Genomic DNA, 11745 nt, shown 5'->3' on the forward strand with positions numbered 1-11745 from the left:
CGATGCAAGATACGTGTCAGAACTCTGGCTAAAGTGATTTTGTGTTGCGCCAATGCATCAGTCACGCGTAATTCCGTTACGGAATACTGATTTCGATGGCGTGCATTTTTTGCTGCTGTATGCGCCCCGATGCGACCCAAAAGGAGGGCTCCTCCATTCAACTTTGGCGGCCTTTTAGGCCGCCTTTTTTGTATGTCGGCTTTGCGCCTGTTTGTCGCTGTCCAAGTGAAAGAAGCGCGGATCCGAAAGCGGTCATTCATGGACTCGGCCCAATTGGCTATTGGCTGGCACTCCGTTTCTCGGCAATTCTAGCGCGATGCGCGTTTACCACTTCGTCAACTGCGAATACGGTCTCCAGGACATCGCCCGAAGGCGGTTGAAAGTCGCGACTCTCGCTGACGTGAATGACCCGTTCGAGATGCTTTCGTTGAACCTGAAAGATAGTGGTCTCCGCGCCACCTTGGGCAAGGCCCGAAAGGAATTCGGTGAGCGGCGGGGCATGCTGTGCTTCAGCCGAGGCTGGCGCAACCCGGTTCAGTGGAGCCACTATGCAGACCATCACCGCGGGTTGTGCCTGGGCTTCGACGTGCCTGACCGGCTGCTGCGGGATGTGCAGTACCGGAAGTCCCGCGCCGCCGTCGATGCCACCGTCATCGATGCGCCCGGGTTCGACATGGGATCATTCGTGCTGAAAGCGCTGGACGTGAAGTTTGTCCATTGGACCTACGAGGATGAAGTGCGCATGATCGTCGACCTCGAAACCTATGATGATGCGTGCCGGATCTGGTATCGCGGCTTCGATGGCGACCTAGTCCTGCGGGAGGTCATCGTAGGCGCCGACTGCCCCGCGACGCGCGCTCAGGTCGCAGAGGCGCTTGGCGATGGGGCGCGGGGGGTTGTAGCGCACAAGGCGCGCCTGGCATTCGGGACGTATCGCGTAGTTACGCAGCGGAGGGAGGATCTGTGGCAGTAATGGGTGGTTCGGAAGGCGAGGCGAGGGCCGAGGGCGATGGCGTTCCCGTCGTCTTGGATCTTCCTAACGATGAACTCGGCGCTGCGGCTGAAGGGCTTTTCATCTATCTTTGCCCGCGCGCGCTTATCGTCTGTAACAAGAGTGACCGCGACCGTTCGGGATGGGATTTCGTCGTGGACCTGCCTATGCAGGACGGCATCCTGGACCAGCGCAGCAAGACGACCTGTCATGTCCAGCTAAAGGCCACGAAGTCGGTCGGGACTGGCAATGTCCAACTGCGATTGTCCGCCGCGGACTTGCTTGCGAAAAGCCCGCTTCCCGCGGTCATCATCGTCTTCAGGATGAGGCCCGATGGCACGCCGATCAGGGGCTATGTCGTCCATCTTCTCGGCGCGCCGCTTGAGAAACTGCTCCGCAGGTTGAGGCACGAGCAATTCATCGGAAACCGCGATATCAACCGACAGTCGATCTCCTTCGACTACCGCAAGCTCGGCCACCCCTTTGAGGTAACGCCGCAGGGCCTTCGCGCAGCGATCGAACGGGCATGCGGCCCAGATCCTGCCGCCTATTCAGCCGAGAAGCTCGGCCAGCTCGCGGAACTGGGTTACGGTGATGACCGCATCGTCGGCGACGTCTTCTTCAGACCGGACAGCGACGAGCAGCTGACCCGCGTCGTGCTCGGCATGGTTCCGCTGAAGCCGTTGGCTATTCAGGCCTTCGACAATCGCTTCGATATGCCGGTGCCCTATGATCACGACATGCTGAACGCGGTTGAGGAGATCATGCTTTCGCCTCCCTCAGCCGGTGGTTGCGAGATCGTGGTGACCGGCGCGCCACTGACCCCGCCTGCTACCTTCCACGCCGAGATATTCTTCGCGCCTCCCTTCGACGCGCGCCTGCGGATGCTCATCCGTCACGCCGACTTCAGCTTCCTGTTCCATGAGCGCGAGGCGGATTTCGAGACCAAGGGCATCTTCGAGCAGGGCGGCCGGACGCTCGACGACCTCGTGATGCTGCTCCGCGCAATGGCCAACCTCGCCTCGGGCGAAGGTGCAATCGTAATGAGCGGTGACGACGGTCGCTTTGGCCCGATCAAACTGCCTATGAGCAATGTGCTAACCGGCCCCGACGTCGAGGACCTGCCGGCGCTTTACAAGATCGCCTCCGATTGGCGGCGGTTGCTTGAACTGGCCGGCGTGCGATCCAAGGCCTCCCTCGCGATTGGTGACCTGTGGGACAGCCGCTGGATCCAGCTGGCTGCGGATCTGCTTCTTCGGGCAAAGCCAGAGGCTCGGTTCGCATTCGACACGGATACAATCGCGGGGGATGGGGGCGCCTTAAAGGCGATCTACTTCAACAGTGCCGAGCTCGCGGGCGACGGCATTAGCTACGGCGTTGAGATTGAACTTCAGCCCACCACGCGTGATCAGCGCGTCTACAGTTCGGTATCCTTTCGACCAATTGACGTGCGGCCGATGGTCCCCGATCTCTATGAGTACATGGAGGAGCTTGCATCACGATATGAGCATCCAATCATGATTCACCCCGATCACCTGCGGGAGGTCGGTCCGGAGCGGCTTGAGGTCGCCGAAGCCGTAGGTAACGGATCGGATTCTGGTCGGGAAACGCCGCTCCCTAGCCGTCAATGACCTCAACGGTTCCGGTTTATCGGCTTGATGGACCGCGGACGCCCTGAGCTCGCAACTTACACTTCGCACCTTCTACCCGGGTGGCTTCGTCGATTTGCTGGCGAGAACTTCGATGAACTTCTCTGCAATATCGAGATCATAGGAATTCAACCCGTCCAGATGCTTTTGGAGCTTCTGCGCAGCCACGGACGTGCCCACATCCTCGCTGCGCCCGAGCAGATAGTCGGTCGTAACATCGAGCGCGTCGGCGAGCCTCAGCAGATTGTCGAAAGATGGTTTGCGACCGCCACCTTCGAAATGCGAGATCGAACTTGCCGGGAGGCCAGTTTTTTTTGCTAGGTCGCCTTGGCTGATTTTCCTTGCATCACGGGCACTTGCAAGCCGGGCCCGGAAAATCTCACCTGATCCGCTGTTATCGGTCATGGCGATTTCGCGATGAATATATTGACATAAACGACATGTTTCCTATTTTAGCGTTATCGACACGATCATCATGTCGAAAACGTCAACAAGGCGCAAGTGCCTTCGTATGGAGAAATGTTGTGACGAACGAGAATTCCATGTCTGGGCGCTTTGCGATCACGATCGACGGCGTCGAACATCTGCTGAGCGACCCACTGGTCAAGGGCCGCGACCTGCTCGAAATCGCGGGCCGTATCCCGGTCGACGAGCATCTGCTCTTCTATCGCCAGGGCGACGGGTTGCTCGAAGACATCAACCTCGCTGAAGAAATCGACCTTCGCGCGAGCGGCAAGGAAGAGTTCAGCTCGGTGAAGGCCGACCGCCTCTTCTTCCTTGTCGTCGACGGGCGCCGTTTCCCTTGGGGTAAGGATGAGATCAGCGGCGCGGAACTCCGCGTTCTCGCGCTAGTGCCGGCGGCTAAGGATATCTTTTTCGACCCGAAGGGCGGCAGGGACGACCTCGTCGAGGATACCGAGAGCGTCACCCTCAAGGGCAAGGAGGTCGAGCACTTCTACACTGCCGACCGCTCGGACGAACCGCGTTACGTCAATGTTGACCTCAACGGGGACAAGGTCCGGATCCTCGCCGGCGACTATACGACCGAAACGTTGAAGGACGCGCTCGGCGTATCGGCTGATCTCGACCTCGACGTCGTCGACAAGCAGGGCAGCTTCCGCACCCTGCAGCCCGGCGAGGCGATCCGCGTGATCGCCCGCATGAAGTTCGTCAGCCACGTTCGCCAGGGCGGCTCCTCGTGAATGCCGAAGATCAGTTCGACCGCATCAAGGCCATCTACCCGGATGCGGTCGCGCTGGTCGAAGGTGGCCGTACCTTCGTCCATCTGCCCGGGCTGGTGATCGCGACGCGGGCGGGACCGGTGACGCGCGATGCGCTGCTCTGCCCTCACGAGCATAGCGGCTATAAGACGCGGCTCTTCCTTAACGCCGCCGTTCCCGGTCATCTCGCAAACTGGACCCAGCACAATCTCTTCACCCGGAACTGGTTTTGCTGGTCCTGGAACTACATCGAGGCAGAACAGCCATGGACTTCCATCCTTGCAAATCATCTGGCGGCCTTCCGGTGAACGTCCATTTCAAGATCCGCGCCCCGCTTCTCGACGCCATTCGAGGCGACTTGAGGCGGCGTCACGCCTTCGCATATGAGCGCGTTGGCTGGATTTCGGCGGGCGTGTCGCGCATCGGCGATGGCAGCCTATTTCTCCTCGCGCAGGATTATCACCCGGTCGAGGACGCCGACTATATCGACGACCCGAGCGTCGGCGCGATGATGGGGTCAAAGGCAATCCGCAAGGCGCTGCAGCGCAGCTACCAGTCGCGGACTGCGGCGCTGCACGTCCATATGCACGAACATCGCGGCCGTCCCGGGTTCAGCGGCACTGACATTCGCGAGAATGCGAAGTTCGTGCCCGACTTCTTCAACGTCGCCGCACATGTACCGCATGGCGCGATCGTGCTGAGCGCCGACAATATAGCGGGAGACCTCTGGCTTGCGCGTGGTCAGGGACCGCTCCCCATTGCCCGGTTCACCGCGGTCGGCGCCACCCTCTGGATGGAAGGAGCGATGTCATGAGCCGCTATGACCGGCAGGATTTTCTGGGGCCGGACAGCGACGCCCGGCTCCGCGCCGTGACGATCGGCATCGTCGGCCTCGGCGGCGGCGGTTCGCATGTGGTGCAGCAGCTCGCCCATCTGGGAATCGGGGGCTTCGTCTGCGTCGATCCCGATATCGTCGAGGACAGCAATCTCAACCGCCTCGTCGGTGCAACCGCCGCCGACGCCGAGAACGCGACGCCGAAAGCGGATGTCGCCGAACGAATGGTGCGCGGGCTCGTCGCGGCGCCGCGTTTCCTTGCTCTTGCATGCAGGTGGCAGGATGCAACCGAGGCGCTCGCCGAATGCGACATCATCGTCGGCGGCGTCGATTCCTACCGCGAACGGAGCGAACTCGAAGCCTTCTGCCGCCGGATGATGATCCCCTGTATCGATATGGGCATGGACGTTCACGACCTCGGCGATCAATTCGCGATCGGCGGCCAGGTCATCCTGTCTTCCCCGGGCGGGCCATGCCTCTGGTGCCTTGGCGTTCTCACCGACGCGCGGCTTGAGCAAGAGGCGCAGAAATATGGCGCCGCCGGCGGCAAACCGCAGGTGGTCTGGCCGAACGGCGTGCTGGCGTCGTTGGCCGTGGGCCTCGTCATGCAACTGCTGCTGCCGTGGATGCGCGAACCCGTCGCCAGCGTCTACCTCGAATATGATGGCAATCGTCATCAGGTCGCGACAAGCAATCGCTTAAAGGCGGTCGCCGGGCAAACATGTCGGCACCATGGCGCATGCGAGACCGGTGACCCGCTGTTCGATGTTCGACGTCCGGCGCCGGCAAGGCAGTCAGAAACGGAACGGGAGGAGACGCGCGTGGCGCCGACCAGCGGATCGTGGTGGCGCCGCCTGTTAAGCCAGCTTGGCGTCCGAATCTGACCCGGCGTCCGGCACTTCGCACTGGTCGAAGTCGGGCCAATTGCGGACCTTGGGCAGGAAGGGTTCGGCTTCGTCGGTCGTCCGGAAAATGAGGTTATAAGTCTGGGTCGGGCTGTCGGCGTCAAACGTCCAGAACATCGAAAGCCCGGGCACCTGGACGATCAGCATGCTCTCGCCGAACTTGCTGCCTGTCGCGTCGACGACGACATGGGCACGCACCTTCCGCTGGCACTGGTCGAAACCGCGAAGATCGTCGGGAAGCGAGAATTCGGTCACCCACACGTAGCGTGGATATTGGTGTCGGAAGATTTCGAACTTGAAGATATCGGGAAGCCGATTGCGGAGCGTCCTGCCCTTATAACGCCAGCCATAGGTAAGATAGGTCCGCGCCACGAGTCTTGAAGGCGAAACCGCAAAAAAGGAGGGATCGACGGCGATCGCCTTGCCGAGTGCAGCACTGCCTTCGCCGGCGCGCATGCGGGCGAGTTCGCGATACTCTTCGATGCGCTCGACGCAGCTCGCAAGAAAGTCGCGGCTCAGTGTTTCGGCAACTTCGCCGGTCATGAACACCTTCCCGGGCAGCGGCGTCACTGAATAAACCGCATCCTCTTCGAGCGTCCACGGATAGGCACCGGGCGCGCCCGCCTCCAGCGCGTCGTCCTTGTAGACCGGCAGGCGGCAGACCGGCCCCCTCTGGTCGTCGGCGACGATGAGATGCGAAATCAGTTCGGCCGAGGTCGGGTCATCGGGCAGGTCGTCATCGCCGCGTTCGCGCATCACCCGGCCGATGGCAACGACAGCATGGCCGACCGTCGCGCCGTCCCGGCCCTTTAGCCCGATCAGCACTGGGATGCCGGAATCGAGATAACGACCAATCACCTCATGCAGAGGCTTGATGCCGACCCCTTGTTCGACCGCGGCCTTGCCGAGATCGAAGACCGGATGACGGTCCATCGCCCGTAGCGCCCGGATTATGTTGTCGGGCCTCAGGAACTCCGATCCGGCGGGAAGTGAGCGGGTCACGAAATTGTCTGTGGGCTTCAGCGCCGCATCATTGATGTCAGGCATCGAGAACCAGGGTCCGCCATGCGCGCGATGGAAATGGCGTCCTGCCATCCAGATTGCCGCCTGCGCGCAGGCGCCGACGCGTGTGTCTTGCTGGGTGAGCGGGAATCCCGTGACAGTAAGGTCAGCCCCCACGAGGTGAACGGGATAATCCGCCGTTACGTCGATGATCGTCGAGGGGTCGGAAGCAATCGCAGCTGCCGAGATTACCGCCGCTGCAACCGGCGCGTGGGAAACGGGGCGCAGCACCACAAAGCCAAGATAGTCGTCGTCATGTGAAGCGACCTCGCGCGACAGGCCTTCGGGGCTATCGACCTTGCCGAGATACGAAAGGTCACACCCGAAGAAGTGGAGACGCTGGCAATATTTGAGATAGGGATGGAATAGGGTCGAATAGAAGGCCGAATAGGCGGCGGAGAAGTCGCGGTCGATATAGGCCCGCTCGAGGAGATAGGCCTTCGCACCCGCCTCCCTGTAATCGCGTAGCAATTGTTGCAGCAGCGCGGACTCGTCGGCCCCCACCAATTCGGCCAATTCAGTCCAGTCGTCTTCGCCGAGCAGGGGTCCTACCTGGATTTGAGCCTGCATTCAGCGATTGCCTCCCGATCAGCCGCGGTTCGCGCCGACGACGAAATTTCCGAGTCGCTGTTCTGCCGCGAGCGTCAGCTCTTCGAGCCGTTCGATTTCTTCGACGGCCTTCTTCGATGGTCGAAGATTGAAGTGCTTGAATTCCTTGCGATTGGAAATCTCTACACGTCCGTAGGTATTGTCCGCGAGTAACTTTATACCATTTTTCATGGGTCCTCCTCGCGAATCGAACGCGCCCTGCCGGGCCGGCAGGGCGCAATGATTCGCTTTCGCTACGAAACACAGGGCGAGTCGGCAATGAATATCGCCGCCGTTTAGCCCCAAAACTGCAGTATTCCTTAAAGGCCGCACGACTTTCTGCGAACCGGTTGGGAATTTCTGTTCCGAATCCAGTTGGATGTCGGCGATCATTGGCCGTTCACCTTGGCTTCGATTTTCTCGGTGGTTGCGATGATTTCGTCGAAGGCTGGAGCCTTGCCGAAGATCATTGCCTCGGTTGCGGCATAGTCGCGCCGCAGCGCCTCGCGCATCGCCTTGGCCGGCGCGAGGCTGAAACTTCCTTTCGCCGCTGAGGCGAGGTCGAAGTCGGGTCGATTGAAGAACATGCGGGCATGACGCACGCAGTCGGCGCCAAGTTCATCCTTCTCCATCGCTTCGCGGCCAAGCGTGGTATCCGCAAGGCAGTGAAGGTCATAATAGTGGCGCGATATACGCTGGCCCTCATTCTTGAGGACGCCTCGGCGATCGAACCAACTGCGCAGCCCGTGCGCGATGACGATCTTGTCCCAGAAGGTCCGCTCGGCGTCGATCGTCGTTACTTCGGCAACCGCGAGATCTAGATCCGGCAACTCTTCGGCGACATAGGGCGTGACCGTGGCTTTGCCGTTCGGATCGAGCGCCGATTTGGCACCAGATTCGATGCGGACGGCTGGCTTGATATAGCTCGCTTCGTCATGTTCGAGCGACGGATACCAGACTAGCAGGGTCTGGGAGTCGCGGTCGGCCTTGTCGATCTCTACGCGTCCCGCGCCGTTCGTGGCCTCGGCGAGGCGCGCCGCGATATCGGTCTGGAGAGGACCGGTGATATAAGTGCTGCAGGCGTCCCGGATGGCGTCGAGTCTCGCTTCACGCTTTTTGCCCGACAACGCTTCGAGCTCGTCGACGCTCGCGGCTTCGCCGAGATCGTCCCTGTATATGGTGACGTCGATATCCTCGGAAAAGCGCTTGATGAGGCCGTGCGCCTTCGAAAGCGAGGTGCCGCCCTTGAAGAGCAGCCGTGGCTGGTCGGCGCTGCGCTCATGATAGAGCTGGTCCAGCGTCCAGCAGACCCAGAAATCCTTCTCGACATTGCCGAGCGGCGTGCCAAGCCGGTTCGCGGCCGACAGGAACAGGTCCCGGCGATCGGCTTCTCTCGACCCGATGATCTGCTGGTAGCCGGCGCGGGTCACGCGCGCCGCACCTTGGCCGGCGTGACGAGTTCGCGGAGGAAGTCCTGCATCCAGATCGGAAGTGCGGCGAGGCCGTCCTTCAAGTCCTTGCGAAGGGTCCGGCCGTGCCTTGGGTCCAACAATATCGCGGAGAGCGCGTCATAGACGCGAGTGCGCTCCTCTTCGCTGCGGTCGATCACATCCTTGAGCCAATAGAGTGCTTGCACGATTCGCATTGCAGGGCGGCCAGCCCAATAGAGGCGGCTCGGAGCGGCGTGCTTGAAGGTGATTTCTTGGTTGCCGAGCGTGATCGGTTTCAGCCGCGCATCCACCAAGACCTCGATCCGCGCCGGCACAGCCGTCGTCAGGCCGAGGTCGTTAGCGGCTGTCATGCCGTCGACAACCATGCGGGCTTGGTCCCGGCGAATGACCGCCTCGATGACCGCGCGATAATCGGGGACCGAGGGCTTGCCCGTAAGTTCGTTGTGGACGGGGCGATCGTAGAGCCCTCGATCGATGCGGCGGAGTTCGCCAGCCTTGGTCAGACGCTGTAAATTCTTGTCGATGACCTGCCGGTTGCCGAGGTCGCTGAAGTCTGCCGGGGTCCATGCTTGGCCCAGCTTTCGCTTTACTCGGCGCATGATGTTCCTGCCCACATCATCGTCGGCTCCGGACGATTTCCCCATCATGTCCGAAGCATGATACATTTTTCGGACAATGTCTATTTTAATTTGTCCGAAGCATGTCACTTCGTTCGGACGGCAATGTCCGAACCATGATGTAAACTTCAGACAGCTATGTCCGAAGCATGTTGCACTCTTCGGACAGACAGAATGGCGCCGCGCCCAGCCTGTGGACCTTCAGCAGGAAGCCTCAAATCCTCTACTGCAAAAACCGGATTCCATTCGCACGGATTATGTGAGATTCAGCTTCACGAAAATTCGGTTGTCTAATCGATTTCGAGACGGGGCAAAGCAGAACGACAATGGCTGATCACAGCGCAATAGAGTGGACCGACGCTACGTGGAACCCCGTCACAGGTTGCACGAAGATCACCGCTGGATGCGATAACTGCTATGCCGCGCGCTTCTCCGAGCGGTTCCGTGGAGTGCCGGGCCATCCCTTCGAAAACGGGTTTGACCTGACCCTCCGGCCCGAGCGCTTGGATCAGCCACTGCGCTGGCGCCGTGGACGGATGATTTTCGTAAACTCGATGAGCGATCTCTTCCATAAGGCCATACCGACATCCTTCATCGATCGGATATTCGACACGATGGAGGCGGCCAATTGGCACACGTACCAGGTCCTGACCAAGCGGAGCCCGAGGCTCCGGGACTATATGAATGGCCGCTATGCCGACAGAAGCCCGCCCGCGCACATATGGGTAGGCGTATCCGTCGAAGACCAGAAAGGCGCGGCGCGGGTTGCCCATCTTCGTGCGGCCAAATCCGCAGTCCGCTTTCTATCGGTGGAACCTCTCATAGGCTCTGTAGGCCCTATTGACCTGAAGGACATACACTGGGTCATAGCGGGCGGAGAAAGCGGTCCCAATGCCCGCGTGATGCGGATCGAGTGGGCACGGGAGATACGCGACGCGTGCCGAGAACAGCGCGTGCCTTTCTTCTTCAAACAATGGGGCGGATTTCGACCAAAGTCTGGCGGACGGGAGCTTGATGGCCGCGAGTGGAGTGAGTGGCCCCGCCTGACGCGGGCGGCCGGCTAAATGCTCGATCCGCGCTGGTACGATGGTCGGGAACAGGCGCTGGTGAAGCACACGTTCCTCGATACCTATATGCCGGCCCAAATTCCCAAGATCGTCAGCTGGGCAAACGAATTCACCTATGTCGATCTCTTTGCCGGACCGTGGCAGTCAAAGAGCGGCGATTATTCGGACACATCGTTTGGAATTGCCCTCCGCAGGATGACGGAAGCCAAAGCGAAGCAGGCGGAACTCGGCCGTAAAGTGACCATGGTGGCTCACCTCGTTGAGAAAGATCCCGCTAATTTTGCAGAGCTAATCGACGCCGTAAAGCGCTTTCCCGACGTTGAAATACATTGTCACCCGGGTCAGGCCGAGGATCACGCATCCGCAATCGCGACCGCCATTCCTGCGAGAGCCTTCCGGTTCGTCGTCATAGACCCCAAAGGTGTTCCCGACGTTCGGAAGTTTCGATGCTTGATCTCGCCGGATCGAACGGAAGTTCTCATGAATTTCATGTTCCAATTCGCAAACCGCTTTGCGGGATCACAGGATCGGATGCCGACACTCGAAGGATGGCTCGGCGATCTGCAAGAAAATGGCGGTTGGAGAGCGGAGTTCGCTGAACTGCGCGGATCCGAAAGAGAAGCGGCCATTTCCGAGCGCGCCCGCCAAGCGTTGCGGCGCATGGGGGGCTATAAATTCGCGCCGGCGTTAACCGTCGACGAGACGGCGGTCGATCGGCCCTTGTACAAGCTCATTTACCTGACTCGGCACCCAGCCGGCATCAAGGTGTTCCGTGACGCACACAGAAAGTCTCTCGAGACCCAAGCGACCTACAAATCGGCGAAAAAGGCGGAGACGCGGAGGGTTGCAAGCGGAATGAACGACATGTTTGCTGGCCAATCTGCCATGGAACCGGGCGAGCGAAGCGCTCGCGAAATATCCCAAGGCGAGGCGGCCGCGCGGTCAACGATGCTTCAAATCCTGTCGGAGAGCTCGGCCGATTTGAAATGGAAAGATGTCTGGCCGCGTGTGTTGGATCTTTGCGCGGTTACTTACGGCGCCCTCGGTGACATAGCTAACGACTTAAGGAAGCGCGGGCTCATAATTGTCCCTGCGTGGAGCGGCGACGTGTTGAGGCGCCCGAAGGATGATTTCTCTATCAAAATTGCTCCACACCTCGCGCCTTAAGGAGCGGCGTCCCCTTTTCATCCCAGGAAACTAAAACCTGTCGGTCTGCTTGCGGCCAGTTCTGCTTTTCCTACCGCTCGGCTTTGCCTGCGGTCGGCACTTGGTGGATCATCGCGGCGTCGATCATGGCTCGATAGATTCTTCCGACTTCATCTTTGCTAACGTGGCCAGCCTCGAGCGCTGCGGCGCTGAT

Annotated in this window: 13 protein-coding genes; 8 read left to right on the forward strand and 5 right to left on the reverse strand. The window is 60.3% G+C overall.

Annotated elements, in window-relative coordinates; genetic code table 11:
* The first annotated feature begins 316 nt into the window (after nucleotides 1-316).
* Both VGN68_RS11420 and VGN68_RS11425 read left to right on the forward strand, forming a co-directional pair.
* On the forward strand, nucleotides 317-973 hold the full coding sequence (locus VGN68_RS11420) for a DUF2971 domain-containing protein (protein WP_037557221.1): 657 nt from the start codon (nucleotides 317-319) through the stop codon (nucleotides 971-973).
* A complete protein-coding gene (locus tag VGN68_RS11425; RefSeq protein WP_037557220.1) occupies nucleotides 973-2622 on the forward strand; it encodes a hypothetical protein in 1650 nt (549 codons plus the stop codon). Before VGN68_RS11420 ends, VGN68_RS11425 begins: the two co-directional genes overlap by 1 nt.
* A gap of 72 nt (nucleotides 2623-2694) precedes the next feature.
* Here VGN68_RS11425 and VGN68_RS11430 read toward each other — a convergent pair whose 3' ends face one another.
* A complete protein-coding gene (locus tag VGN68_RS11430; RefSeq protein WP_037557219.1) occupies nucleotides 2695-3045 on the reverse strand; it encodes a helix-turn-helix domain-containing protein in 351 nt (116 codons plus the stop codon).
* A gap of 137 nt (nucleotides 3046-3182) precedes the next feature.
* On the opposite strand from VGN68_RS11430, the gene VGN68_RS11435 reads away from it, so the two are divergent.
* The 4 genes from VGN68_RS11435 to VGN68_RS11450 are packed head-to-tail and all read left to right on the forward strand — an operon-like array spanning nucleotide 3183 to nucleotide 5579.
* On the forward strand, nucleotides 3183-3842 hold the full coding sequence (locus VGN68_RS11435; protein WP_052182452.1) for a multiubiquitin domain-containing protein: 660 nt from the start codon (nucleotides 3183-3185) through the stop codon (nucleotides 3840-3842).
* Nucleotides 3839-4168, forward strand: coding sequence for a hypothetical protein (locus VGN68_RS11440; protein ID WP_037557218.1), 330 nt, complete (start codon nucleotides 3839-3841; stop codon nucleotides 4166-4168). The genes VGN68_RS11435 and VGN68_RS11440 overlap by 4 nt, the downstream gene beginning before the upstream one ends.
* Nucleotides 4165-4674, forward strand: coding sequence for a hypothetical protein (locus VGN68_RS11445; RefSeq protein ID WP_037557217.1), 510 nt, complete (start codon nucleotides 4165-4167; stop codon nucleotides 4672-4674). Before VGN68_RS11440 ends, VGN68_RS11445 begins: the two co-directional genes overlap by 4 nt.
* A complete protein-coding gene (locus VGN68_RS11450) occupies nucleotides 4671-5579 on the forward strand; it encodes a HesA/MoeB/ThiF family protein (RefSeq protein WP_081933209.1) in 909 nt (302 codons plus the stop codon). Before VGN68_RS11445 ends, VGN68_RS11450 begins: the two co-directional genes overlap by 4 nt.
* Here VGN68_RS11450 and VGN68_RS11455 read toward each other — a convergent pair.
* From VGN68_RS11455 to VGN68_RS11470, 4 genes are read right to left on the reverse strand one after another with little or no spacing between them, the layout of a single operon-like run.
* Nucleotides 5553-7232 carry a hypothetical protein gene (locus VGN68_RS11455; RefSeq protein ID WP_052182451.1) on the reverse strand — a complete coding sequence of 560 codons (1680 nt, stop codon included), beginning with the start codon at nucleotides 7230-7232 and terminating at the stop codon, nucleotides 5553-5555. The two genes, VGN68_RS11450 and VGN68_RS11455, sit on opposite strands and share 27 nt — an antisense overlap.
* A gap of 18 nt (nucleotides 7233-7250) precedes the next feature.
* Nucleotides 7251-7643: a hypothetical protein gene (locus tag VGN68_RS11460; RefSeq protein ID WP_137752010.1), complete on the reverse strand. Its 393-nt coding sequence runs from the start codon at nucleotides 7641-7643 to the stop codon at nucleotides 7251-7253.
* Nucleotides 7640-8680, reverse strand: coding sequence for a nucleotidyl transferase AbiEii/AbiGii toxin family protein (locus VGN68_RS11465; protein ID WP_052182450.1), 1041 nt, complete (start codon nucleotides 8678-8680; stop codon nucleotides 7640-7642). Before VGN68_RS11465 ends, VGN68_RS11460 begins: the two co-directional genes overlap by 4 nt.
* Nucleotides 8677-9348 carry a DUF6088 family protein gene (locus VGN68_RS11470; RefSeq protein ID WP_037557226.1) on the reverse strand — a complete coding sequence of 224 codons (672 nt, stop codon included), beginning with the start codon at nucleotides 9346-9348 and terminating at the stop codon, nucleotides 8677-8679. Before VGN68_RS11470 ends, VGN68_RS11465 begins: the two co-directional genes overlap by 4 nt.
* A 296-nt stretch (nucleotides 9349-9644) precedes the next feature.
* Between VGN68_RS11470 and VGN68_RS11475 the strand changes: the two genes are divergently transcribed.
* Both VGN68_RS11475 and tcmP read left to right on the forward strand, forming a co-directional pair.
* Nucleotides 9645-10382 carry a DUF5131 family protein gene (locus VGN68_RS11475; RefSeq protein WP_037557212.1) on the forward strand — a complete coding sequence of 246 codons (738 nt, stop codon included), beginning with the start codon at nucleotides 9645-9647 and terminating at the stop codon, nucleotides 10380-10382.
* The gene (tcmP, locus tag VGN68_RS11480; protein WP_327476751.1) at nucleotides 10383-11552 is read left to right on the forward strand and encodes a three-Cys-motif partner protein TcmP; all 1170 of its coding nucleotides are present in this window, start codon (nucleotides 10383-10385) and stop codon (nucleotides 11550-11552) included.
* The last annotated feature ends 193 nt before the right edge of the window (nucleotides 11553-11745 follow it).

The organism is Sphingopyxis sp. (assembly GCF_035998965.1).
Classification (GTDB): domain Bacteria; phylum Pseudomonadota; class Alphaproteobacteria; order Sphingomonadales; family Sphingomonadaceae; genus Sphingopyxis.

Bases quoted from the DNA above. Each gene is read 5' to 3' on its own strand.
- VGN68_RS11420 (WP_037557221.1), top strand. From the start codon at position 317: ATGCGCGTTTACCACTTCGTCAACTGCGAATACGGTCTCCAGGACATC.
- VGN68_RS11425 (WP_037557220.1), top strand. From the start codon at position 973: ATGGGTGGTTCGGAAGGCGAGGCGAGGGCCGAGGGCGATGGCGTTCCC.
- VGN68_RS11430 (WP_037557219.1), bottom strand. From the start codon at position 3,045: ATGACCGATAACAGCGGATCAGGTGAGATTTTCCGGGCCCGGCTTGCA.
- VGN68_RS11435 (WP_052182452.1), top strand. From the start codon at position 3,183: ATGTCTGGGCGCTTTGCGATCACGATCGACGGCGTCGAACATCTGCTG.
- VGN68_RS11450 (WP_081933209.1), top strand. From the start codon at position 4,671: ATGAGCCGCTATGACCGGCAGGATTTTCTGGGGCCGGACAGCGACGCC.
- VGN68_RS11455 (WP_052182451.1), bottom strand. From the start codon at position 7,232: ATGCAGGCTCAAATCCAGGTAGGACCCCTGCTCGGCGAAGACGACTGG.
- VGN68_RS11460 (WP_137752010.1), bottom strand. From the start codon at position 7,643: ATGATCGCCGACATCCAACTGGATTCGGAACAGAAATTCCCAACCGGT.
- VGN68_RS11470 (WP_037557226.1), bottom strand. From the start codon at position 9,348: ATGATGGGGAAATCGTCCGGAGCCGACGATGATGTGGGCAGGAACATC.
- VGN68_RS11475 (WP_037557212.1), top strand. From the start codon at position 9,645: ATGGCTGATCACAGCGCAATAGAGTGGACCGACGCTACGTGGAACCCC.
- tcmP (WP_327476751.1), top strand. From the start codon at position 10,383: ATGCTCGATCCGCGCTGGTACGATGGTCGGGAACAGGCGCTGGTGAAG.